The sequence below is a fragment of the Tsukamurella conjunctivitidis genome (assembly GCF_007858475.1).
Classification (GTDB): Bacteria; Actinomycetota; Actinomycetes; order Mycobacteriales; family Mycobacteriaceae; genus Tsukamurella; species Tsukamurella conjunctivitidis.
Window position 1 is genome coordinate 421,845 of the sequence record NZ_VIGX01000002.1, and the last position, 24,153, is coordinate 445,997.

Annotated in this window: 20 protein-coding genes and 1 riboswitch; of the genes, 15 read left to right on the forward strand and 5 right to left on the reverse strand. The window is 71.1% G+C overall.

What is annotated here, in order from left to right:
• Position 1: 1 nt before the first annotated feature.
• Entirely contained in the window at positions 2–1,756 is a 1,755-nt protein-coding gene (locus tag FK530_RS06010) for an ABC transporter permease (RefSeq protein WP_231706514.1), read from the reverse strand.
• Positions 1,753–2,475, reverse strand: a complete 723-nt coding sequence (locus tag FK530_RS06015) for an MgtC/SapB family protein (RefSeq protein ID WP_146486103.1) — start codon at positions 2,473–2,475, stop codon at positions 1,753–1,755. Before FK530_RS06015 ends, FK530_RS06010 begins: the two co-directional genes overlap by 4 nt.
• A 263-nt stretch (positions 2,476–2,738) precedes the next feature.
• A riboswitch (M-box (ykoK) riboswitch) is annotated at positions 2,739–2,907 on the reverse strand.
• Between the two features lie 59 nt (positions 2,908–2,966).
• Here FK530_RS06015 and FK530_RS06020 point away from each other — a divergent pair.
• The 8 genes from FK530_RS06020 to FK530_RS06055 all read left to right on the forward strand — a co-directional run bounded on the left by FK530_RS06020 (position 2,967) and on the right by FK530_RS06055 (position 13,294).
• Positions 2,967–3,581, forward strand: coding sequence for a TetR/AcrR family transcriptional regulator (locus FK530_RS06020; RefSeq protein WP_146486104.1), 615 nt, complete (start codon positions 2,967–2,969; stop codon positions 3,579–3,581).
• Positions 3,582–3,722: 141 nt separating this feature from the next.
• Positions 3,723–5,255, forward strand: a complete 1,533-nt coding sequence (locus tag FK530_RS06025; RefSeq protein WP_146486105.1) for a carboxyl transferase domain-containing protein — start codon at positions 3,723–3,725, stop codon at positions 5,253–5,255.
• A gap of 11 nt (positions 5,256–5,266) precedes the next feature.
• A complete protein-coding gene (locus FK530_RS06030; RefSeq protein WP_146486106.1) occupies positions 5,267–7,255 on the forward strand; it encodes an ATP-binding protein in 1,989 nt (662 codons plus the stop codon).
• A 1-nt stretch (position 7,256) separates the two neighbouring features.
• On the forward strand, positions 7,257–8,405 hold the full coding sequence (locus tag FK530_RS06035) for an acyl-CoA dehydrogenase family protein (protein ID WP_146486107.1): 1,149 nt from the start codon (positions 7,257–7,259) through the stop codon (positions 8,403–8,405).
• A complete protein-coding gene (locus FK530_RS06040) occupies positions 8,402–8,941 on the forward strand; it encodes a MaoC family dehydratase (protein WP_146486108.1) in 540 nt (179 codons plus the stop codon). Before FK530_RS06035 ends, FK530_RS06040 begins: the two co-directional genes overlap by 4 nt.
• Positions 8,942–9,784, forward strand: a complete 843-nt coding sequence (locus FK530_RS06045) for an HpcH/HpaI aldolase/citrate lyase family protein (protein ID WP_146486109.1) — start codon at positions 8,942–8,944, stop codon at positions 9,782–9,784.
• A 17-nt stretch (positions 9,785–9,801) separates the two neighbouring features.
• Positions 9,802–11,427, forward strand: a complete 1,626-nt coding sequence (locus FK530_RS06050) for an AMP-binding protein (RefSeq protein ID WP_146486110.1) — start codon at positions 9,802–9,804, stop codon at positions 11,425–11,427.
• Positions 11,428–11,431: 4 nt separating this feature from the next.
• Positions 11,432–13,294 (forward strand): acetoacetate--CoA ligase, encoded by a 1,863-nt coding sequence (locus tag FK530_RS06055; RefSeq protein WP_146486111.1) that lies wholly within the window; start codon positions 11,432–11,434, stop codon positions 13,292–13,294.
• 54 nt (positions 13,295–13,348) lie between these two features.
• Here FK530_RS06055 and FK530_RS06060 read toward each other — a convergent pair whose 3' ends face one another.
• Both FK530_RS06060 and FK530_RS06065 read right to left on the reverse strand, forming a co-directional pair.
• Positions 13,349–13,720, reverse strand: a complete 372-nt coding sequence (locus tag FK530_RS06060) for a DUF4189 domain-containing protein (RefSeq protein ID WP_146486112.1) — start codon at positions 13,718–13,720, stop codon at positions 13,349–13,351.
• Between the two features lie 48 nt (positions 13,721–13,768).
• Complete coding sequence (locus FK530_RS06065) at positions 13,769–14,563, reverse strand: LppX_LprAFG lipoprotein (RefSeq protein WP_146486113.1); 795 nt, start codon at positions 14,561–14,563, stop codon at positions 13,769–13,771.
• A 272-nt stretch (positions 14,564–14,835) separates the two neighbouring features.
• Between FK530_RS06065 and sucC the strand changes: the two genes are divergently transcribed.
• Together sucC and sucD are read left to right on the forward strand one after the other, a co-directional pair.
• Positions 14,836–15,999 (forward strand): ADP-forming succinate--CoA ligase subunit beta, encoded by a 1,164-nt coding sequence (gene sucC / locus FK530_RS06070; protein WP_068524208.1) that lies wholly within the window; start codon positions 14,836–14,838, stop codon positions 15,997–15,999.
• 16 nt (positions 16,000–16,015) lie between these two features.
• The gene (gene sucD, locus FK530_RS06075) at positions 16,016–16,918 is read left to right on the forward strand and encodes a succinate--CoA ligase subunit alpha (protein WP_068524209.1); all 903 of its coding nucleotides are present in this window, start codon (positions 16,016–16,018) and stop codon (positions 16,916–16,918) included.
• An 82-nt stretch (positions 16,919–17,000) separates the two neighbouring features.
• Here the strand turns inward: sucD and FK530_RS06080 are convergent, their stop codons facing one another.
• Entirely contained in the window at positions 17,001–18,215 is a 1,215-nt protein-coding gene (locus FK530_RS06080; RefSeq protein WP_146486114.1) for an MFS transporter, read from the reverse strand.
• Between the two features lie 77 nt (positions 18,216–18,292).
• Between FK530_RS06080 and FK530_RS06085 the strand changes: the two genes are divergently transcribed.
• From FK530_RS06085 to purH, 5 genes are all read left to right on the forward strand, one after another.
• Positions 18,293–19,159, forward strand: coding sequence for a LysR family transcriptional regulator (locus FK530_RS06085; RefSeq protein WP_146486115.1), 867 nt, complete (start codon positions 18,293–18,295; stop codon positions 19,157–19,159).
• Between the two features lie 88 nt (positions 19,160–19,247).
• Positions 19,248–20,354 (forward strand): DUF5336 domain-containing protein, encoded by a 1,107-nt coding sequence (locus FK530_RS06090; protein WP_146486116.1) that lies wholly within the window; start codon positions 19,248–19,250, stop codon positions 20,352–20,354.
• A gap of 58 nt (positions 20,355–20,412) precedes the next feature.
• Positions 20,413–21,873: a cell division protein PerM gene (locus FK530_RS06095; protein ID WP_146486117.1), complete on the forward strand. Its 1,461-nt coding sequence runs from the start codon at positions 20,413–20,415 to the stop codon at positions 21,871–21,873.
• Positions 21,874–21,951: 78 nt separating this feature from the next.
• Complete coding sequence (gene purN, locus FK530_RS06100) at positions 21,952–22,602, forward strand: phosphoribosylglycinamide formyltransferase (RefSeq protein ID WP_146486118.1); 651 nt, start codon at positions 21,952–21,954, stop codon at positions 22,600–22,602.
• Positions 22,599–24,146, forward strand: coding sequence for a bifunctional phosphoribosylaminoimidazolecarboxamide formyltransferase/IMP cyclohydrolase (gene purH, locus FK530_RS06105; protein ID WP_146486119.1), 1,548 nt, complete (start codon positions 22,599–22,601; stop codon positions 24,144–24,146). Before purN ends, purH begins: the two co-directional genes overlap by 4 nt.
• The last annotated feature ends 7 nt before the right edge of the window (positions 24,147–24,153 follow it).

Consider the following 24,153-nt stretch of genomic DNA (forward strand, 5'->3'; position numbering starts at 1 on the left):
GCTAGAGGGAGTAGCGGCGCGCGGCCGTGCGGTACAGGCGGCGCCACAGGACCGCGTTGGTGCCCACGACGAACAGGCACATCACGACGATCCCGAGCAGTAGGTGGGCGGTGTGCTCGACGCCGGTCGCGGCGGTGGCCCGCGCGATGTAGTCGCCGAGACCGTACGCGTGGTGCTCCTCGCCGTTGTACGAGACGACCTCGGCCACGATCGAGGCGTTCCAGGCTCCGCCCGCGGCGGTGATCCCGCCGGTCACGTAACCGGCGAAGACGCCCGGCAGCAGCACGGAGCGCCACTTCAGCAGTCGGGGGAGCCGCATGTCGTCGGCGGCCTCGAGCAGGTCGCCGGGGATCGCGCTGGCCGCGGCGATGACGTTGAACAGGATGTACCACTGCGTGCCGAGCGCCATCAGGACGACGCCGCCCAGATCCAGCGGAATGTTCCAGGCCACGAGGACCGCGGTGACCAGGGGGAACAGGAAGTTCGCGGGGAAGCTCGCGCACACCTGGACGACGGGCTGCAGGGCGCGGCTGAGGCGCGGGTCGAGGCCCACGATCACGCCGATCGGCACCCACACGACCGTGGCGACGATCATCACGACCGCGACGCGGGCCATCGTCGCGAGGCCCAGCAGGACGACGTGTCCCACCTCGGCGAGCCCCGCGTCGCGCAGGATCACCTCGAGCGCCCGCCACAGGCCGTACGCCACGACCGCCAGGACGACGGTGCCGAAAGCGAGGTCGCCGAGGCGGGCGCGGCGCGGGTCCGCGGGCGCGGTGTGCCCGGTGCGGCCCAGCGCGCCGAAGACCCGGTCGAGCCCCGTCACCACGGGCGCTGCCGCGCGCCGCAGCCCGTCACCGACGTGCGAGCGGCGCAGCAGCGTCAGCACGGTGGACCGTGGGACGCGGCCGGTGGCGGAGTCCTCGAGGCGGAAGCGTTCGGCCCACGCCGTCAACGGGCTCCAGAACAGCAGGTTCACCGCGATGATGACCACGATCATCGCGGCGATGGCCCAGCCGACGCGGCCGAGATCACCGTCGGCCGACGCGGTGGCGACGTAGGCGCCGATGCCGGGGAGGGCGTACTCGTTACCGGCCACCGAGACGGCCTCCGAGGCGGTGAGGAAGAACCACCCGCCGCCGAAGCTCATCATCGCGTTCCAGACCAGCGGGATCATGCCGCTGGGCACGTCGAGTCGCCAGAATCGTTGCCAGCGTGACAGTCCCAGGTCGCGGGCGGCTTCGCCGAGCTCGCGCGGCTGGCTGATCAGACTCTGGTAGAAGGCGAAGGTCATGTTCCACGCCTGCGAGGTGAAGATGGCGAAGACCGCCGCGCACTCGAGTCCCAGCGTCGATCCCGGGAACAGTGCGAGGAAGACGGTGACCGTCACCGAGAGGAAGCCGAGGATCGGCACCGACTGCAGCACGTCGAGCAGCGGCAGCAGCACCGCCCGCGCCCGCCGCGACCGTGCCGCCAACAATGCGTAGCCGAAGGTGAAGACGACGGACGCCGCGAGCGCGAGGAACATGCGCAGCAGGGAGCGCAGCGCGTAGTAGGGCAGGTTCGACGGGTCGGTGTCGACACGGGCGGTGCTGTGCGCCAGGTCCATCGGCGCGTTCATGCCCTGCCCGACGCGGATCGTCAGCCAGATCAGCGCCGCCGCACCGGCGACCACGAGGACGTCGGCGACGATCGAGCGGCGGCCCTCGCGCTCGGTGCGGCGCCGGCCGAGCAGGGGAGCGGTCAGTGCGCTCACAGGTCCGCCTCCTCGCGCTCGGGCAGCACGTCCCAGCGCACCGCCGTCACCGACGGCTCCATGCTGAGCTGGCTGATCGCCGTCTCCAGGGCGCGGTCGTCGCGACCGTCCGCGGCGAGGGTGGCCCGTACCTCCACCCTGCCGTCGTCGGTGTCGACGCTGCTGATGGACTGCAGGTGGAAGACGGTGCGGCTCAACGCCTGGACCAGCATCACGCGGACGTGCGCCTCGTTCTCGTCGCGCGTCACGGCGACGAACTCGTACCGGCTCGGCGCCTCCTTCCCGTTGTCGGGTGCGCGGTCCACGGCGTGCCCGACCGACCGCAGGGCGGTGTTGACGCCGATCACGACGGCGGTGCCGATCGCGGCCGGGATGTACATCCCGGAGCCCGACAGCGCGCCGACGGCGGCCGAGCACCACAGCGTGGCGGCGGTGTTCAGGCCGCGCACGGTGAGGCCGTCGCGCAGGATCACGCCGCCGCCGAGGAAGCCGATGCCCGAGACGATCTGCGCCGCGACGCGCGTGGGATCGCCGCCGGCGAAGCCGTAGGCGGACAGGACGACGAAGAGCGCCGAGCCGACCGAGACCAGCGCATTGGTGCGCAGGCCGGCCATGCGGGCGCGGTACTGGCGCTCGAGTCCGATCAGGGTGCCGAAGCCGACGCCCGCCGCGATGCGCGGCAGCATGTCGAGCAGGTCGATGTTCGTGGTGGCGTGCATGGTGATTCCCCTCGTCCGGGCACGCGCTACTGCGCCGCGGCCCTGGGGGCGCGGCGGAGCAGGGTGTGGAGGTGTCAGTGGGGCACAGGCGAGGGCGGGCCGACGGTACGCCGTCGGCTCACGGGCCTGCGGCCCGGATCATGGTGCGCTCAGCGGCTTCCCACGGCGATGTGGGAAGCGCCGAGCGTTCGACTACGGCCGTCGGGCATTGCATCACCTCCGTGGGTCGGCGTTCCGCGCGCCAGGACGGAGGGTGACGAAGCTGCGCCCCTCCACGTCAGACCTTCAGCACTTCGCGGCGTGAACCCGTGAACGGGAGCCAATCGGGGAGCACCCTTAAGCCGGATGCGCCTGTCCTGACCCGGGGCGTCTCTCGACGTTCGGGGTCGCTGGCCTGTTTCCGCGAAGGAGCCTCAGCGAACGATTGGCGCCTTGCGCAACCAGCATGACACGGGGTCATCGACGGGGCAAGCCGAGTAGTGTGGCCCGCCATGGAGGTACCGACGACCCGCCGGACCGGCGCGGCAGGGCCCGAGGCGGGGACGGCGCGGGAGCGCGCCAAGGCCGCCCGCCGCCGCGAACTGCTCGCCGCGGCGGCGACGCTCATGGCCGAGCGCGGCTTCGCCGGCGTGCGCCTGGAAGACATCGGCGCGGCCGCGGGCGTCTCCGGTCCGGCCATGTACCGCCACTTCGCGGGCAAGCAGGACGTGCTCGCCGCACTGCTGGTGGAGATCTCGGAGTACCTCTACGACGGTGGCCGCCGGGTGGCGGAGGAGCGCGCGGGGGATCCTCGGCAGGCGCTGCGCGACCTCGTCGACTTCCACGTCGATTTCGCGGCCTCGGAGCCCGACCTGATCCGGGTCCAGTACCGCGACATGTGGTCGCTGGCACCGGAATCGGCGCGCCGTGTGCGCCGGCTGCAGCGTCAGTACGTGGAGATCTGGACCGACGCCCTCACCGCGCTCGGCGGTGACCCGGTGGACAATCGCGCCGTCGTGCACGCCGTCTTCGGCCTCATCAACGCCGCCCCGAGCCTCCCGGCGCTGCCGCAGCCCCGGCTCCGCGCGCTGCTGCGCGACAAGGCGCTCGCCGCGCTCGGCGTCTGACGCCACGCGACTCACCCGCGGCCGCGCGCGCGAACCGCGCAATCGGCCTCGCCGAAGCTACCGCCGAGTAAGACTGGACACGGTGGCCGGGGTCACATACTCTCGTTTTCAGTTAATGGTGAATAACTCGAAGGAGCGGGCGTGACATTCCGCGAGGAACACGAGGCGAACGTCGCCGAGCTGCGGCAGCGGCTCGACCGGGTGGCGCAGGGCGGCGGTGAGCGGGCGCGCGCCCGGCACGAGGGCCGCGGCAAGCTGCTGGTCCGCGAGCGGATCCGGCGGCTGCTGGACACGGGCAGCCCGTTCCTCGAGGTGGCCCCGCTCGCCGCCGAGGACATGTACGACGGCAAGGCGCCCTCCGCGGGCGCCGTCGCGGGCATCGGCACGGTCTCCGGCCGCCAGGTGATGATCGTCGCCAACGACGCGACGGTCTCGGGTGGCACCTACTACCCGGTCACCGTGAAGAAGCACCTGCGCGCGCAGGAGATCGCGACGCAGAACCGCCTGCCCTGCATCTACCTCGTGGACTCGGGCGGCGCGATGCTGCTCAACCAGGACGAGGTCTTCCCCGACCGGGAGCACTTCGGCCGCATCTTCTACAACCAGGCGAACATGAGCGCCGCGGGCATCCCGCAGATCGCGGCCGTGCTCGGCAGCTCCACCGCCGGCGGCGCCTACGTGCCGGCCATGAGCGACGAGACCGTCATCGTCCGCGATCAGGGCACCATCTTCCTCGCCGGTCCGCCGCTGGTGAAGGCCGCGACCGGGGAGGACGTGACCGCGGAGGACCTCGGCGGCGGCCTCATGCACTCCACCAAGTCGGGTGTCACCGATCATCTCGTCGACTCCGACGACGAGGCGCTGGAGAAGGTCCGGCAGATCGTCGGGCGCCTGGGCCCCGTCGGCGAGGTGCAGTGGGACGTGCGACCGGCCCGGCCCGCGACGCGCCCGCAGACGGACCTCTACGACGTGGTGCCCACCGACTCCAGGATCGGCTACGACGTCCGCACGCTGATCGAGATCATCGCGGACGACGGCGAGTTCGACGAGTTCAAGGAGCTCTTCGGCACCACGCTGGTGACCGCCTTCGCGCGGATCCACGGCCACCCGGTGGGCATCATCGGCAACAACGGCGTGCTGTTCGCCGAGGCCGCGCAGAAGGGCGCGCACTTCATCGAGCTGTGCGACAAGCGCCGCATCCCGCTGGTGTTCCTGCAGAACATCACCGGATTCATGGTCGGCCGCCAGTACGAGGAGGGCGGCATCGCCAAACACGGCGCCAAGATGGTCACCGCCGTGGCCTGCGCCCGCGTCCCCAAGTTCACCGTCATCGTGGGCGGCTCCTTCGGCGCCGGCAACTACTCGATGTGCGGCCGCGCGTACTCGCCGCGCTTCCTGTGGATGTGGCCCAACGCGCGGATCTCCGTGATGGGCGGTCCGCAGGCCGCCGACACCCTCGGCTCCGTCCGCCGTGAGCAGGAGGGGATGGAGGAGTTCAAGCAGGGTGTGCGCGACCAGTTCGAGCGGCAGTCGCAGGCCTACTACTCGACGGCCCGGCTCTGGGACGACGGCGTGATCGATCCCGCCGACACCCGCACCGTCCTCGGCCTCGCGCTCGACGCGGCGTCACGCACGCCGCTGCCCGAGGTCTCCTACGGCGTCTTCCGGATGTGAGGCAGAAGAAGATGAGCAAGATCGAGAAGGTCCTGATCGCGAACCGCGGCGAGATCGCCTGCCGCGTCATCGATACGCTGCGCACCCTGGGCATCGCCAGTGTGGCGGTCTATTCCGATGCGGATGCCGACGCCCGGCACGTGAAGCTCGCCGACGAGGCCGTGCGCCTCGGCCCGGCAGCCGCGACCGAGAGCTACCTGCGCATCGACAAGGTCGTCGAGGCCGCCCGCGCCACCGGCGCCGACGCGGTGCATCCGGGCTACGGCTTCCTCTCCGAGAACGCCGCCTTCGCGCGGGCGCTGTCGGAGGCCGGGATCGAATTCCTCGGCCCGCCGGTCGAATCCATCGAGACGATGGGCGACAAGATCACCGCCCGCGCCGCGGTCGTCGAGCGCGACGTGCCCGTGGTCCCGGGCATCAGCCGCCCGGGCCTCACCGACGCCGACCTCATCGACGCCGCGGACGGCATCGGCTTCCCCGTGCTGATCAAGCCCAGCGCGGGCGGCGGCGGCAAGGGCATGCACCGCGTGGAGAACCCCGCGGACCTGCCGGCCGCGGTCGCCGCCGCGCGCCGCGAGGCGGCCGCCGCCTTCGGCGACGACACACTGTTCATGGAGCACTTCGTCGACACTCCGCGCCACATCGAGGTGCAGGTCCTGGCCGACAAGCACGGCAACGTGATCCACCTGGGCGAGCGCGAGTGCTCGCTGCAGCGCCGGCATCAGAAGGTGATCGAGGAGGCCCCGTCGGCGCTGCTCGACGAGGCCACGCGCGCCGACATCGGCCGCGCCGCCTGCGATGCCGCGCGGTCGGTCGGCTACACCGGCGTCGGCACCGTCGAGTTCATCGTCTCGGCGAAGCGCCCCGACCAGTTCTTCTTCATGGAGATGAACACCCGCCTCCAGGTCGAGCACCCCGTCACCGAGCTGGTGACCGGTGTCGACCTGGTGGAGCAGCAGATCCGCGTCGCCAACGGCGAGGTCCTCGCGATCGCGCAGGAGGACGTGACTCTCACCGGGCACGCCGTCGAGGCCCGCGTCTACGCGGAGGACCCGGCAGCGGGCTTCCTGCCCACCGGCGGCACGGTCACCGCCCTGCGCTACCCGCGCAGCGACCGCCGCGGCCCCGTCCGCGTGGACACCGGCATCGAGTCGGGCAGCGTGGTCGGCAGCGACTACGACCCCATGCTCGCCAAGGTCATCGTGCACGCCGACGACCGCGAACAGGCGCTGCGCCGTCTCGACGAGGCCCTCGCCGGAACCCAGCTCACGGGCCTGCGCACCAACGTCGACTTCTGCCGGTTCGTCCTCGCCGACGGTGACGTCGTGGCCGGCGAGCTCGACACCGAGCTGCTGGATCGGCTGGCTCCGACCTACACCCGGCCGGCGCCGACCGTGCGCGCCTACGCCGCCGCCGCGGTCACCGCCGTCACCGACTCCCGCGGGGAGGGCCCGTGGGGCACTGAGACCGGGTGGCGCATCGGGGGTGCGCAGCCGACGGTCGTGCGGTTCGCCGCGCCCGACGACGAGACCGGCGAGGTCCACGTCTCGGTGCTCGGTGAGGCGGTGACCGTCCGCGGCACCGCCGAGGGCCCGACGCTCGACTGGTCGGGCTCGGCCCGGCGGGTGGGGGAGCGCCTGGTGGTGGACGGCTTCTCGACGCCGGTCACTGTCGACCTGATCGGCGGAACCTACTGGGTCAGTGGCGAGGACGGCACGTACGAGCTCCCGCTGGCGAAGTCCACGTCGAAGGACCGCGACGGTGCGCACGGCGGCGACGTCGTGAGCCCCATGCCGGGCGCCGTGGTCGCGGTGCCGGTGGAGGACGGACAGTCGGTCACCAAGGGCGAGACGCTGGTGATCATCGAGGCGATGAAGATGGAGCAGCCGCTGACCGCGCCGCACGACGGCACGGTGTCCATCGCGGTGCGCGCCGGAGACAAGGTGACCGCGGCCCAGGTGCTCGCGAGCGTCACGGCTACCGAAACGGAAGAGAACTGACATGGAACTGACCCAGGACTACGCCGACCTGCGGGACACGGTGCGCGACTTCGCGAACCAGGTGGTCGCGCCCGTCTCGGCCAAGCACGACGAGGAGCACTCCTTCCCGTACGAGGTCGTGAAGCAGATGGGCCAGATGGGCCTGTTCGGCCTGCCTTTCCCCGAGGAGTACGGCGGCATGGGCGGCGACTACTTCGCCCTCGCCCTCGCGCTGGAGGAGCTCGGCCGCGTCGACCAGTCGGTCGCCATGACGGTGGAGGCCGGCGTCGGCCTCGGCGCCATGCCGATCTACAAGTTCGGCACCGAGGAGCAGAAGCAGACGTACCTGCCCTCCCTGGCCGCGGGTGAGAACCTCGCCGGCTTCGGGCTCACCGAGCCCGGCTGCGGTTCGGACGCCTCCGGCACGCAGACCACCGCCAAGCTCGACGGCGACGAGTGGGTCATCAACGGCTCCAAGCAGTTCATCACCAACTCGGGCACCGACATCACCAGCCTGGTGACGGTGACCGCCGTGACCGGCACCAAGCCCGACGGGCGCAAGCAGATCTCGACGATCATCGTGCCCAGCGGAACCCCCGGCTTCACCGTGGAGCCCGCGTACAACAAGGTGGGCTGGAACGCCTCGGACACGCACCCGCTGAGCTTCAGCGACGTGCGCGTGCCGAAGGAGAACCTGCTCGGCGAGGAGGGGCGCGGCTACGCGAACTTCCTCTCCATCCTCGACGAGGGCCGCATCGCCATCGCCGCCGTCGCCACCGGCGCCGCGCAGGGCTGCGTCGACGAGTCGGTGAAGTACGCCAAGGAGCGCAACGCCTTCGGCAAGCCGATCGGGGAGTTCCAGTCCATCGCCTTCGCGATCGCGCGGATGGAGGCGCGGGCGCACACGTCCCGCGTCGCCTACTACGAGGCGGCCCGGCTCATGCTGGCGGGCAAGCCCTTCAAGAAGGAGGCCGCCATCGCCAAGATGATCTCCTCCGAGGCGGCGATGGACAACGCGCGCATGGCCACGCAGATCCACGGCGGCTACGGCTTCATGAACGAGTACCCGGTGGCGCGGCACTACCGCGATTCGAAGATCCTCGAGATCGGCGAGGGCACCACCGAGGTGCAGCTCATGCTGATCGCCCGCTCGCTGGGACTGCAGGCATGAGTGAGCAGGAACCCGTGAAGCGGGTCACCCAGCGCGGCCTGTGGTTCGAGGAGTTCGAGGACGGTGTGCTCTACGAGCACCGCCCCGGCGTCACGGTGACCGAGGCCGACAACATGCTGTTCACCAAGCTGACCATGAACACCCAGGCGCTGCACCTGGACGCGCACTGGTCGGCGCAGCAGCCCGGCTTCGGCGGACAGCGCCTTGTGAACTCGATGTACACGCTCTCCACGCTGGTCGGACTGTCCGTCGCCCAGCTCACCCAGGGCACGCTGGTGGCGAACCTCGGCTTCTCCGAGATCGCCTTCCCCGCTCCGGTCTTCGCCGGCGACACCCTGTACGCGGAGACGCTGTGCACGGGTAAGCGGGAGTCGAAGTCGCGGCCCGGGGAGGGCATCGTCAATCTGCGACACGTGGCGCGGAACCAGGACGGCGCGGTCGTCGCGGTGGCCGAGCGGTCGACGCTCGTGCGGCGGGCGCCGGAAGCGGAGCGAGCGGGCCTGATGTCGCAGGCACCGTCGGGCGAGGGGGAGTAGATGTTCCACCACGACGCGCGCGACGCCCCGGCCTGGCAGCCGCCGGGCCCTGCCATCCTGTTCTGTCCCGCCGACCGCCCCGAGCGGTACGCCAAGGCCGCCGAGCGTGCCGACGCGGTGATCCTCGACCTCGAGGACGCCGTGACGGCCGACGCGCGCCCGGCGGCCCGGGAGGCGCTGATCGACAACGACCAGGACCCGGCGACGACGATCGTGCGGGTGAACGCCTTCGGCACCTACGACTTCGCCGAAGACATCGAGGCGCTGCGCCGCACGGCCTACCGTGTGGTCATGCTCGCGAAGACCGAGTCGGCGCACCAGCTCGACAAGCTGGCGCAGGTCGACGGGCTGCAGGTGATCGCGCTCATCGAGACACCGCTGGGCGCCGTGAACGTCAACGAGATCGCGGCGCACCCGCGGTGCATCGGCCTCATGTGGGGGGCCGAGGATCTGGTGGCGGCCATGGGCGGGCGCTCGTCGCGGTTCGCGGACGGGACCTACCGGGACGTCCCCCGGCACGTCCGCTCGGCGACCCGGCTCGCGGCCGCGGCGCACGGCAAGTTCGCCCTGGACGCGGTGCACATCGACATCGCCGACACCGACGGCCTGGCCGCGGAGGCGGAGGACGCCGTGGCGCTGGGCTTCGCCGCCACCGTCTGCATCCACCCCTCGCAGGCCGCGGTGATCCGTGCCGCCTACCGGCCCACGGACGACGAGATCGCTTGGGCCCGCGAGGTGCTCGAAGCGGAGGCGGGAAACAACGGTGTCTACCAGGTGCGGGGTCAGATGATCGACGCGCCGCTGCTCGCCCAGGCCCGGGCAATCGTCGCCCGGGCCGAGTAATCAGTAGGAGTGAAGAGATGACCACCCCGTCCTACGATCGCGGCGAGGCCGAGCCCACGCTGCTGACCGCCACGATCGGTGCCCAGCTCGAGATGACGACCGATCGGTTCGGCGAGCGCACCGCGCTCGTCGACGTGCCCTCGGGCCGCCGCTGGACGTACGCCGAACTGCTCGCCGACTCCCGCGCCTTCGCGGCCGGGCTGCTGCGCAACGGGATCCGCCGCGGCGACCGCGTGGGCGTGTGGGCGCCCAACACGCCGGAGTGGGTGATCGTGCAGTTCGGCACGGCTCTTGCCGGTGTGATCCTGGTGAATCTCAATCCCTCCTACCGGCAGCGGGAGCTGGAGTACGCGCTCAACCAGTCGGGCATCGTCGCGGTGTACACGATGACCAGCTTCAAGACCTCGGAATACGCGGCGATGCTGGAGGCGGCCCGGCCGGAGACCCCGCAGCTGCGGGACGTGGTGGAGTTCGGCACCCCGGCGTGGGACGCCTATCTCGCCGCACCGTCGGAAGACGAGCTGGACGCCCTTGCGGACCTCGGCGACGAGCTGCGCGCCGACGATCCGATCAACATCCAGTACACCTCGGGTACCACGGGGTTCCCCAAGGGCGCCACTCTCACCCACGGCAACATCCTCAACAACGGCTACCTCGTGGGCGAGCTGCTGAACTACACGGAGCAGGACTCGATCTGCATTCCGGTGCCCTTCTACCACTGCTTCGGCATGGTGATGGGCAACCTCGCCGCCGTCACCCACGGCGCGGCCATGGTCATCCCCGGCCCGGCCTTCGTGCCGCAGGACGCCCTCGCCGCCGTCGCCGCCGAGAAGTGCACCAGCCTCTACGGTGTGCCCACCATGTTCATCGCGGAGCTCGCGCTCGCCGATTTCGACACCTACGACCTCTCCAGCCTGCGCACCGGCATCATGGCCGGCTCGCCGTGCCCCGAGGAGGTGATGCGCAAGGTGGTCGACCGGATGGGCATGACCGAGGTGTCGATCTGCTACGGCATGACGGAGACCTCGCCCGTCTCCACCCAGACCCGCGTCGACGACGCGCTCGAGCTGCGCGTCGGCACCGTCGGGCGGGTGGGACCGCACCTGGAGATCCAGGTGATCGACCCGATCGACGGCACCGTGATGCCGCGCGGCGAGGTCGGGGAGCTTTGCACCCGTGGCTATTCCGTGATGAAGGGCTACTGGAACAACGAGGAGAAGACCGCCGAGGCGATCGACGCCGACGGCTGGATGCACACCGGCGACCTGGCGACGATGGACGAGAACGGCTACGTGCGCGTGACCGGCCGGATCAAGGACATGGTGATCCGTGGCGGCGAGAACATCTACCCGCGCGAGATCGAGGAGTTCCTCTACACCCACCCGGACATCCTGGACGCGCAGGTGATCGGTGTGCCCGACGAGAAGTACGGGGAGGAACTCATGGCCTGGATCCAGCTCCGCGACGGCGTGGAATCCTTCACCGCCGACGACCTGAAGGCCTTTGCGGACGGGAAGATCGCGCGCCACAAGATCCCCCGCTACGTGCACGTGGTATCGGCCTTCCCCATGACGGTCTCGGGAAAGATCCGCAAGGTGCAGATGCGGGAAGAGTCCGTGACGCTGCTCGGTCTGGAAGGCTGATCGGGTGCATTCGATCGATCGCTTCGCCCAGTCCGTCGGCCTTCCCACGGGGGACTACGACGCCGTGTACCAGTGGTCCGTCAGCGAACCCGAGCAGTTCTGGGGCGCGGTGTGGGACTTCTTCGAACTGGGCGAGCGCACCGGCCCCGTGCTCGCCTCGCGGGAGATGCCGGGCGCGCGGTGGTTCCCCGAGGTGGAACTGAACTACGTCGACCGGGTGCTGCGGTTCGCCTCGCTCCCGGGCGCGGCCATCGTCGGCCTGTCGGACGACGGGGCGCGGGTGGAGATCCCGTGGTCGGAGCTGCCGGCGCGGGTCTCCGCGATCACGGAGTTGCTGCGCTCGCTCGGGGTGGGCGTGGGCGACCGGGTGGCCGCCTACCTGCCTGACGAGCCCTTCGCGGTGCTCGCGTTCCTGGCGACCGCGTCGATCGGTGCGATCTGGTCGGGCTGCGGCCAGGACTACGCGCCCGAGGGCGCGGCCGGCCGGATGGCGCAGCTGGAGCCCAAGGTGCTCTTCGCCCGCGACGGGTACGCCTTCGGCGAGAAGTATGTCGACAAGCGCGCCGACACCGCCGAGCTCGCCGGGCTGCTGGGGGTTCCGGCGTCGCACGTGATCACCGAGCTGCCCGAGCCGGGCCCGGACACCCCGGCGCTGAAGCCCGTCCGGGTGCCGTTCGATCACCCGCTGTGGGTGTTGTTCTCGTCGGGCACCACCGGCAAGCCGAAGGGCATCGTCCAGGGGCACGGCGGCATCCTCGTCGAGCACGTGAAGGTACTGGGGCTGCACAACGAGATCGGGCCCGGCGACGTCTTCTTCTGGCACACCGCGCTGTCGTGGATGATGTGGAACTACCAGGTGGCCGGGCTGCTCGTGGGTGCCACCATCGTCACCTTCTCCGGGCATCCGCTCGCGCCCACGGCGGATCGGCTGTGGCAGGTCTGCGAGGACGAGCAGGTCACCTTCTTCGGCACCAGCCCCGGCCAGCTGCAGGCTTCCCGCAAGGCCGGCCTGAACCCCGGCACCGACCACGACCTGGTGCTCCGGACGATCGGCAGCACGGGTTCGCCGCTCGCGCCGGACCTGTTCACCTGGGTGGACGAGCACGTGGCGGCGGGGCTCCCGGTGAGCTCGGTCTCGGGCGGGACCGACGTGTGCAGCGCCTTCTGCGGCGGCACGGCCTCCGTCCCGCACGTGCCCGGCGAGCTGACGGTCCGCTACCTCGGCTGCGCCCTGGAGGCGTGGGCCCCGGACCGCACCCCGCTCATCGGCGAGGTCGGCGAGATGGTGATCACCATGCCCATGCCGTCGATGCCCACGCACTTCTGGAACGACCCGGGGGATGCGAAGTACCGCGCCGCCTACTTCGAGCACGAGTGGACCGACGGGATCGCGCCGAATCTCTGGCGGCACGGCGACTGGGTGGAGCTGACCGACCGCGGGTCGATCACCATCCACGGCCGCAGCGATGCGACGTTGAACCGCAACGGCATCCGGATGGGCTCCGCCGATATCTACGAGGTCGTCGAGGCCGTCCCGGAGGTCGCGGAGGCGATGGTCGTCGGCGTCGACGGGCCGGGCGCGAAGTATTGGATGCCGATGTTCCTCACCCTCGTCCCCGGGGCGGAGCTGACCGACGAACTGGTGCAGCGCATCCGCGCCGACGTGCGGGCACGGCTCTCGCCGCGGCACGTGCCCGACGAGGTGATCGAGGCCCCCGGCATCCCGCACACCAAGACCGGGAAGAAGCTGGAGATCCCGGTGACCGGCATGCTCGCCGGCCGCGAGGTGAACGTGGACCCCAGGTCCGTCGACGATCCCGAGCTGCTCGGCTGGTACGAGCAGCAGGGCCGCGCCCACGCCTGGTGAGCGGGTTCTCTCCCGGCGGCGTGCGCGACTGGCCCATCGAAGCTCAGCGGACGATCAGCGGGTGGTGCACTGCCACGCCTTGATCCGTGACCCGGGGAGACTCAGGGCTCCGTTCTGCGCGGCGCGCAGCGTCGGGCCCGTGTACCCGCGGTAGGTCGTGCGGTTCTCGGCGACGGCGCCACACCCGTTGGCGAACGTGGCGAGCACCTTGCAGGTGCGCCAGCCGCAGGAGTTGAGGGCGGCGCGCTCGGCGGCGGCGCGCGTCGGGTAGTCCCATGCCCGGCCCGTCGCGCCGTTGCCGGCGACGGCGATCGCGCCCCAATTCACGGCGGCGTTGGCGGCGGGGGCGACGGCGACCTGGACGCCGCCGGCGACGCTCGCGGTGGCGACCGCGGCGATCAGGGCCTTCTTGGTGATGGTCTTCATGATGGATCCTCTTTTTTCAGATGGAACAACGGGGGAGTCGACGGCCCGCTAGCGCGGGGAGTCCTGGCTGTCGGTGGGCTTGGGGCCGGACGGGGCGGCCTCGACGGCGGGCTTGGTCACGGTGACCTTCTCGCCCCACTTCGAGAACGTGAGCGTGATGGTGCCCTCGGTGGAGGGCTTCACCTCGAGGCGCACGACCTGCTTGTCGCCCGACTTCTGGATCCACGCGGTGGTGGGGACGGGCACGCTCTTCTCGGGATCGACGCGCGAGCCGGAGATCGCGGCGATCTCGGTGGCGGGCACGGTGCCGGTGACCTTGGTGGTCTCCTGGCCGTCGATGGTCTCGGTGCCGGCGGCCTTGACGCCGGTCATCTTGGCGAGGACGTTGGGGATCCCCTTGGTGGGATCGAACAGGGCGGACACGTCGTAGATGGAGGCGCCGTCGCCGTAGTCGACGTAGTTGGCACCGAGGAGCGAGGCGTACATGGTGCCGTCCGTGTAGACGAACCTGCCCTCGGACTGGCCGCCGATGTCGATCGTCGCGGTGCCGGTCGCCTGCGTCGTCGGCTTGACCTGGAGGTCACCGTCGACCTTGGTGATCGGCATGTTGGGCACCTTGCCGTCGACCTTGACGAGGAAGTGGACGCTGGTGACGTTCTTCGACGCCTCGGAGGCGGCCTTGACGAGCGCGGGAGCGTCGGTGTCGGAGGCGTTCGCCGATGCAGCGGCGGTGTCGGTCGTGCCGGTGTTCGACGTGCCCTTGTCGGCGCAGCCGGTGAGCACGACGCTCAGCGCGACGGCTGCCGAGGCCGCGATGAGGGCGGGACGGGAAGTGCGCTTCATGGATCGTTTCTCCTTCAGTGGACTGAGGAGAAGTTTCGACGGCGGGACTTAACCCGTACTTACGTCTCGCCTGCGGCGCCCATGTGGGGCGTTCGCCTGGGCGGATCCCAAAACTTACCGGCGGGTAGGTTGCGATGGCTGATAACTGCAGGTCAAGTGAGATACGTCATTGAGCAAGGGTCGGCGCCCGAGCGGATTCGCGGAGGCATAGAGTCGACCCCGGACCCGTGAAGAATGCGGGTGGACCGAGTAACCAGACAGATGGTGAGCTGATGGATCTCTTCGAATACCAAGCGAAGGAACTGTTCGTCAAGCACGGCGTGCCTACCTCGGCCGGCCGCGTGACGGACAATGTCGCCGACGCCCGCGCGATCGCCGAGGAAATCGGCAAGCCGGTGATGGTCAAGGCGCAGGTCAAGGTGGGTGGCCGCGGCAAGGCCGGCGGCGTGAAGTACTCCGCCGACGCCGATGCGGCGCAGGCCAACGCCGAGGCCATCCTGGGCCTGGACATCAAGGGCCACGTCGTCAAGAAGCTGCTCGTGGCCGAGGCGAGCGACATCGCCGAGGAGTACTACATCTCCTTCCTGCTGGATCGCGCGAACCGCACCTACCTGGCCATGTGCTCGGTCGAGGGCGGCGTGGAGATCGAGGTCACCGCCGAGGAGAACCCGGACGCGCTGGCGAAGATCGCCGTGGACGCGACCAAGGGCGTCGACCTCGCCACCGCGCGAGCGATCGCCGAGGCCGGCAAGCTGCCCGCCGAGGTGCTCGACGCCGCGGCCGTGACCATCCAGAAGCTGTGGGAGGTCTTCGTCGCCGAGGACGCCACCCTGGTCGAGGTCAACCCGCTCGTCCGCACCCCGGACGACCAGATCCTCGCGCTGGACGGCAAGGTCTCGCTCGACGAGAACGCCGACTTCCGCCATCCCGATCACGCGGCCTTCGCCGACGCCGGGTCCACCGACCCGCTCGAGCTCAAGGCCAAGGAGAACGACCTCAACTACGTCAAGCTCGACGGTCAGGTCGGCGTCATCGGCAACGGTGCGGGCCTGGTCATGTCGACTCTCGACGTGGTCGCCTACGCCGGTGAGAACCACGGCGGCGTCAAGCCCGCCAACTTCCTCGACATCGGCGGCGGCGCCTCGGCCGAGGTCATGGCCGCCGGCCTCGACGTCATCCTCGGCGACGAGCAGGTCAAGAGCGTCTTCGTCAACGTCTTCGGCGGCATCACCGCGTGCGACGCGGTCGCCAACGGCATCGTCGGCGCCCTGAACACCCTGGGCGACACGGCCTCCAAGCCGCTCGTCGTGCGCCTCGACGGCAACAAGGTCGAGGAGGGCCGGGCGATCCTGGCCGCCGCGAACCACCCGCTGGTGACGCTCGCGCAGACCATGGACGAAGGCGCCGACAAGGCCGCCGAGCTGGCGAACAAGTAAGGGAGACAACAGAAAAATGGCTATCTTCCTGACCAAGGACAACAAGGTCATCGTCCAGGGCATCACCGGCGGCGAGGGCACCAAGCACACCGCGCTGATGCTCAAGGCCGGCACCAACGTCGTGGGCGGCGTGAACGCGCGCAAGGCGGGCACCACCGTCAAGCACGTCGACAAGGACGGCAACGACATCGAGCTCCCCGTCTTCGGCTCCGTCGCCGAGGCCATGGAGAAGACCGGCGCCGACACCTCGATCGCCTTCGTGCCGCCGGCGTTCTCCAAGGACGCCATCGTCGAGGCCATCGACGCCGAGATCCCGCTCCTGGTGGTCATCACCGAGGGCATCCCCGTGCAGGACTCGGCGTACGCCTGGGCCTACAACGTGGAGAAGGGTCAGAAGACCCGGATCATCGGCCCGAACTGCCCCGGCATCATCACCCCGGGCGAGGCCCTCGTCGGCATCACCCCGGCCAACATCACCGGCACCGGCCCGGTCGGCCTCGTCTCGAAGTCGGGCACGCTGACCTACCAGATGATGTACGAGCTGCGTGATTTCGGCTTCTCGACCGCCATCGGCATCGGCGGCGACCCGGTCATCGGCACCACCCACATCGACGCCATCGAGGCCTTCGAGAAGGACCCCGAGACCAAGGTCATCGTCATGATCGGCGAGATCGGCGGCGACGCCGAGGAGCGTGCCGCGGCGTACATCCAGGCCAACGTCACCAAGCCCGTCGTGGGCTACGTGGCCGGCTTCACCGCTCCCGAGGGCAAGACCATGGGCCACGCCGGCGCCATCGTCTCCGGCTCCTCGGGCACGGCCGCCGCGAAGAAGGAGGCCCTCGAGGCCGCCGGCGTGAAGGTGGGCAAGACCCCGTCCGAGACCGCCGCTCTCGCCCGCGAGATCCTGCAGTCGCTGTAACCGCAGCACATTCGGTCCACTGCCCCGTCTCCCCTCAGGGAGGCGGGGCAGTCCCGTTTCTCCGGCCGACGATGCCGGGCCGTCAGGCCGACGGTGCGCGTTCGACGCTGCGGAAGGCCAGGTAGAGCACCAGCGCCGCGGCGGCCAGGCCCGCACCGAGCAGGCACGCCCCGGTCCAGCCCGCGAGCGGCCACAGTGCGGCGGTCGCCGCGGAGCCCAGAGTGCCGCCCAGGAAGAACGTGCCCATGAACACCGCGTTGATCCGCCCGCGAGCCTCCGGTCGGAGCGAGAAGACCACTGCCTGCGACGAATTCAGCGCCGCCTGCTGGCCGATCCCCATCAGCACCAGTCCCGCGATCAGTGCGGGCAGCCCGATCGCGCCGCCCGCGGGGATCATGAGCAGCCACGCCGAGGCCTGCAGCGCCAGCCCGCCGGCGGTGAGCACCGGCCCGTGCCCGCGGTCGACGAACCGGCCGATCGTCGGGCCGGAGAGCGCGCCCACCGCGCCGAGCAGGCCGATCGCGCCGATCGCCGCCGGCGTCCAGCCGAACCGCGGGCCGGCGAGGAGGAAGGTCACCGCGGCGCCCTGCACCATGAACGAGCCGAGGGCGAGGCCGATCAGCACCGCGCGCAGGCGCAGCACCGGGAGTTCGCGCACCAGGCCGATCATCGATCCCAGCAGCGCGCGGTACCCCGACGGGGTGAGGCCGGGCCGGTCCGGGTCGTGCCGGGGGAGCGCGCGGGCGAGCGCGGCGGTGACGGCGACGAGCAGCGCCGCGAGCACCAGGTACGGGGTGCGCCACCCCGCGAGGTCGGACAGCACGCCGGACAGGAAGCGGCTGACCACGGTGCCCAGCACGAGCCCGCTCATCACGATGCCGACGGCGCGGGCCTGGTGCTCCGGACCCGCCAACTCCGCCGCGTAGGGGACGATCACCTGCGCGCCGACCGACGTGATCGCGGCGACGGTCGCCGCGACCAGGAGCACGCCGCCCGACGGTGCCGCCCCCGCCGCGACCAGCGCCGCCGCGGTGACGAGCAGCAGGGCCAGCGCCAGCGGGCGGCGACGGACCGCGTCGGCCATGGGCACCAGCAGGATCAGCCCGACCGCATAGCCCGCCTGGGCCGCGGTGACCAGCATCCCGGCGGCGGTCTCGGACATGCCGAGCCGATCCTGGAGCAGCCCCAGGATCGGATGCGCCAGGTAGTTGCCCGCGACCGAGAGCCCCGTCGCCAGGGCCATCAGGCGCAGCAGGCCGGGCGCGGCGGTCGCGGTTCGGGTCGTCGTCGTGGTCATGTCCTCCAGTCTGGGCGCCCATCCATCATGCGTCCAACGTATGATTTCGATGAAATGATCTACCTGGGAGATTATTGATGGAGCTGCAGCAGCTGCGGTACGTCATCGCGGTGTCGGAGACGCTGAATTTCACCCGCGCGGCCGAGCGCTGCCACGTGGTGCAATCCGCCCTCAGTCACCGCGTGGCCGCCCTGGAGAAGGAGCTCGGTGCGCGGCTGTTCGACCGCACCAACCGCTCCGTCCGGCTCACGCGGGCCGGCGAGGCCTTCCTCCCGCAGGCCCGCGCCGCGCTCGCCGCGACCGAACGCGCCGCCGACGAGGTCGCCGCGACGCTCGGCGGGGTCCGCGGCACGGTCACCGTCGGCATGATCCCCACCTTCACGGCCTTCGACGTGGTCGACGTGCTGAGGGCGTACCGGTCCGCCTACCCCGAGGCCACGGTGCGGCTGCGCAGCGGGCCGAGCGAGAACCTGATCGAGGACGTGCGGACCGGCACCGTCGACCTGGCGCTGCTCGGTGTGCCGGACGGCTTCTCCACCGCCGGCGTGGTCGCGCGGCGACTCGCCGTCGACCACCTCGTCCTGGTGGTGCCCGAGGCGGAACGGGTCGACGGTCCGCTGTCCCTCGCCGAGACCGCCGGCCGGCCCTTCGTCGACTACCCCGCGGGCGGCGCCGGCCGCGCCGAATCCGATCAGGCCTTCGACCGGGCCGGGGTGCGGCGCACCGTCGCCTTCGAGGTGGACCGGTCGGAGACCATGCTCGAGCTGATCGGCGCCGGGCTGTGCGTCGGGATGGCCGCGCGGGAGACGGTGCCGGGCGGTACGGGGCTCGCAACGGTGCCGCTCGTCGACGGCCCGACCCGCTCACAACTGCTGGTGCATTCGAAGCTTCTCAGTCCCGCGGCCCGTGCGCTCTTGACTGTGGTGGATCACCACACTCGATGAGTTGAATCCCGTTGACGTGGGAGTCGGTGTATAGGGTGGTGGCGTACTGGCTCCGTGCGGAGCCGCGTCGACCTTCGGGGAGAAGAACATGACCTACTCAGGTGGAGGGTACGGACAGCAGCCGGGCCAGGGGGGCTACGGGCAGCCGGACTACTCGCAGCAGGGCTACGGCCAGCAGGGATTCGGCCAGCCGGGTCAGCAGGGCTACGGCCAGCCGGCGCAGCAGCCGGCCCCGCAGGGCGGCTACGGCCAGCCCGCGCAGCAGGGCTACGGCCAGCAGCCCGACTACTCGCAGCAGGGTTACGGGCAGCAGGGCTACGGCCAGGGCTACCCGCAGCAGCAGGGCTACGGCCAGCAGTACGGCGGCTACCAGCAGGCGCCCGCCGCGCCGTCGAAGCCGCTCGACCTCGCGCTGGTGCTGTCCATCGCCACCGCCGCGCTGGGCGTCATCACCTTCCTGCTCGGCTTCCTGACCTTCGCGGAGCGGGAGATCGGGCTGGGCTCCGCCACCGTCAGCGTGAACGGCTTCGAGCACAGCGCGCTGATCGGCCTCACCCTGGCGCTGGTCGCCGGCATCTCCGCGGGCCTGAGCCTCGTCGCCCGCGGTAACACCGGCCGCACCCCGGCCGCCGCGCTGGCCCTCGGCGCGTTCGTCTCGCTTCTCTTCGGCCTCTTCACGTGGACCGACCTGGCGTACGGCTTCTGGATCGCCTTCGTCTTCTCGCTGCTCACCGCCGCCGCCGCCGTCGTGCTGGTGCTGGTCGACGCGGGGATCGTGAAGAACCCGGCCGCCGTGGCCGCCGCCGCGGAGAGCACGTCCGCCGACGCGACCGCGACCGCCGCTCCGGCCGCCACGGAGGCGCCCTCGGCCCCGTCGAACCCGGCCGTCCCGGCGGCGCCCGCGCAGCAGGAGCAGCAGGCCCCGCAGTCGCAGGGACAGTCGCAGTGGCCCTCCTACGGCGGCTACCAGGCGCCGGCCTCCTCGGGCTACCAGGCGCCCGCGCCCTCGAACCCGGCCGGCGCCGGCTTCCCGTCGAGCGCACCGTCCAACCCGGGCGCCTCGGCCTCGGGCGACGAGGTGACCACCGCCTTCGGCCAGGCATCCACGCCCAGCACGCAGGCGTTCGGCTCGCCGGCCGCCCCGCAGCACGGCTCGCACTCGTCCGACGACGAGAACAAGCCCCAGGGTCAGTAGTCCCCGCCCGCGGCGCGCCTGAGACACCATCGGCCACTGCGATGTCACAGTGGTGAAGATGATCGACTCAGCGCGCGCCGCCGGGCCGGGCCAGAGCGAGACCCGGCCGTTGTTCGTGATGGCCTTCGGGCCGTCGCTCGTGACCCTCGCGACCACCCTGGTGGTGGGCGCGGCGGTCCTGCTCACCACGTCGACGGGATTCGGGGCGATCGCCCCCACCGTCGCCGGACTCTGGCTGGCCGTGCACCAGGTGCCGGTCACCATCAGTGACATCACCCTCGGCGTGCTGCCCCTGGTCCCCACCATCGCGCTGGTCGTGGGCGTCGCCCGGGCCGCGCGTGGCGCCGGCGGCGAGGGCCGCCCGCTCGCGGACCTGCGCTCGGTGCTGCTGTGCGCCATCGCCGGACCCGCCCTCTTCACCGCGATCGCGCTGGCCGTCGTCAACGACGCCGCCGGGCGGTTCACCATCGGCACGCCGCCGCCGCTCACCGCCTTCCTCGGGACGATCGCCGTGCACCTCGGCGCCGCCCTCATCGGCCTCGCACCCGCCTACTGGCGCGATGCCGCCCGGTTCCTCCGCATCCCCGCCTGGGTCGACGACTGCGCCCGCCTCGCCGGCCGGGCGCTGTTGGCCTTCGGCGCCGTCGGCGTGGCCATCGTCGTGGTCCGCCTCGTGATCCGCTGGGAGACCGTCTTCGAGCTGGTGCGTTCCGGCAACGACGGCGTCGGGATGGTCTCGCTGGTGCTGCTCTCGCTGCTGTACCTGCCCAACCTGGTGATCAGCGCCGCCGCGCTGCCGCTCGGCGCCACGGTCGACCTCGGCCCCATCGCGATGAGCGTCTTCTCCGCCGTCCCGGGCCGCGCGCCGGGCGTGCCGCTCCTCGCGGTGCTGCCGCAGGGCCCGACGCCCTGGTACCTGCTGCCGCTGCTCGCCGTTCCGGCGTTCGTGGCGATGCAGGTGGGCCGACGATGCGCCGCTCGGTCCCTCGACCTCGGCCCGACGGTGACCTCCGTCGCCGCGACCGCGCTGCTCGCCGCGGTGGGCTTCACCGCGGCGGCGTTCCTCGCCGGGGGCGAGCTCGGCGGCTTCGGCTACGCCGGTGCGGACCTGACCCAGGTGCTCCTGTTCACCCTCGGCTGGATCGGCCTCGTGGGCGTGCTCGCCGCTCTGGTGCTGCAGCAGGCGGGGGAGTCCCGCGCCGTGCGCGCCGCGCGCCGGGCCGCGGAGGACGCGCCGTCGGGCTACACCACCTACGCCGACGAGGCGGACGTGATCGACGACGGCACGACCGTCGAGATCGAGCCCGTCGAGCGCGCCGCACAGGACGACGACGTGCAGGATTCACCGGCGGAGCCGGCGGACACCGGCGACTTCGACGCCCTCGCCGAGCAACCCACCGAGGAGGTTCGGCCGGTGAGTCGCCCCGAGTCCCGGCAGGCCGTCGGGCCCGCGGCGACGAAGCGCGAGCGCGACATCGCGGACATCGAGGAACTCGACAGCTACACCTTCGGGCAGTAGCTCGGAGCGAACGATCAGTAGGCCCGATCAACCGGTTCGGATCGGACGATTAGTCTGAACGGGAATCGTCCCTCTGCGATGGAGTGCATCCTGACCACGCCCAGCCCCACGGTCGTGCCGCCGTGCGCGCCCGCCCGGATCGTCGTGCTGGCGTCCGGCACCGGCTCGCTGCTCGAGGCGCTGCTCGCGGCGGCGTCGGAGCCCGGCTACCCCGGGGCCGTGGTCGGCGTCGTCGCTGACCGGAGCTGCCGCGCGGTGGAGATCGCCGCGCACGCCGGTGTCGCGTCCGCCGAGGTGCCCGTCCGCGCCTACGACGACCGTGCCGCGTGGGACGAGGCGCTCACCGAGGCGGTCGCCGAGCTGGAACCGCACCTCGTGGTCGCGGCCGGCTTCATGAAGATCCTCGGCCCCGCCTTCCTCGCCGCGTTCGGGGGCCGCGTCATCAACGCGCACCCCGCGCTCCTGCCCGCTTTCCCGGGCGCGCACGCCGTTCCCGCCGCCCTCGCGCACGGAGTCAAGCTCACCGGCTCCACCGTGCATCTCGTGGACGCGGGGCTCGACACCGGACCGATCCTCGCGCAGGAGGCGGTCGCGGTGCAGCCGGGGGACACCGAAGAGACACTGCACGAACGGATCAAGGTCGTTGAGCGCCGGCTTCTGACAGAGGTCGTCGCGGCAGTCGCCCGCCAGGGCTATTCCGTGGATGGACGAAAGGTCACCATTTCATGAGCAGCAACATCCCGATCAAGCGCGCGCTCATCAGCGTGTACGACAAGTCGGGCCTGGTGGAGCTGGCCACCGGCCTGGCCCAGGCGGGCGTCGAGATCGTCTCGACCGGCTCGACCGCGCGCACCATCGCCGACGCCGGCGTCGCCGTGACCCGCGTCGAGGACGTCACCGGCTTCCCCGAGTGCCTCGACGGCCGCGTCAAGACGCTGCATCCGAAGATCCACGCCGGCATCCTCGCCGACACCCGCGTGCCCGAGCACCTCGAGCAGCTGCGCGAGCTGGACGTCAAGAAGTTCGAGCTCGTCGTCGTGAACCTGTACCCGTTCAGCGACACCGTCGCCTCCGGCGCCTCCGAGGACGAGTGCATCGAGCAGATCGACATCGGCGGACCGTCGATGGTGCGCGCCGCCGCCAAGAACCACCCGTCGGTGACCGTCGTGGTCTCGCCCGACGACTACGGCTCGGTCATCGACAGCGCCCGCCTCGGCTTCTCGCTGGAGCAGCGCAAGGCCTTCGCCGCGAAGGCCTTCCGGCACACCGCCGACTACGACGTGGCCGTCGCCTCGTACATGACGTCGGTCGTCGCGCCCGAGGCCGACCAGACGTTCCCGGCGTGGATGGGCGGCACCTGGACCCGCGAGGCCGTGCTCCGCTACGGCGAGAACCCGCACCAGGGCGCCGCGCTCTACGTGGGCGGCGCGAAGTCCGGGCTGGCGCAGGCGGAGCAGCTGCACGGCAAGGAGATGAGCTACAACAACTACACCGACGGCGACGCCGCCTGGCGCGCCGCGTACGACTTCAACGAGCCCGCCGTCGCGATCATCAAGCACGCCAACCCCTGCGGCATCGCCATCGGCAAGGACGTCGCGCAGGCGCACCGCAAGGCGCACGCCTGCGACCCGGTCTCGGCCTACGGCGGCGTGATCGCCGCGAACCGCGAGGTCAGCCTCGAGATGGCCGAGCAGGTCTCGGAGATCTTCACCGAGGTCATCATCGCGCCCGCCTACGCCGACGGCGCCGTCGCCGTGCTGCAGCGCAAGAAGAACATCCGCGTGCTCCTGGCCGAGCCGCCGGTGCTCAGCACCGAGATCAAGCAGATCACCGGTGGCCTGCTGGTGCAGCAGTCGGACGCGATCGACGCCGCCGGCGATTCGCCGGAGGAGTGGACGCTGGCCGCGGGCGAGCCCGCCGACGAGGCCACCCTCGCCGATCTCGAGTTCGCCTGGCGCGCCTGCCGCGCGGTGAAGTCGAACGCGATCCTGCTCGCTTCGCGCGGCGCGTCCGTGGGCGTGGGCATGGGCCAGGTCAACCGCGTCGACTCGGCGCAGCTCGCCGTGACCCGCGCGGGCGACCGCGTGCTGGGCTCGGTCGCCGCGTCGGACGCCTTCTTCCCGTTCCCCGACGGCCCGCAGATCCTCATCGACGCCGGCGTGAAGGCCATCGTGCAGCCGGGCGGCTCCATCCGCGACAAGGAGGTCGTCGAGGCGGCCGCCGAGGCCGGCGTGACGATGTACTTCACCGGCACCCGCCACTTCTTCCACTGAGCCCCGC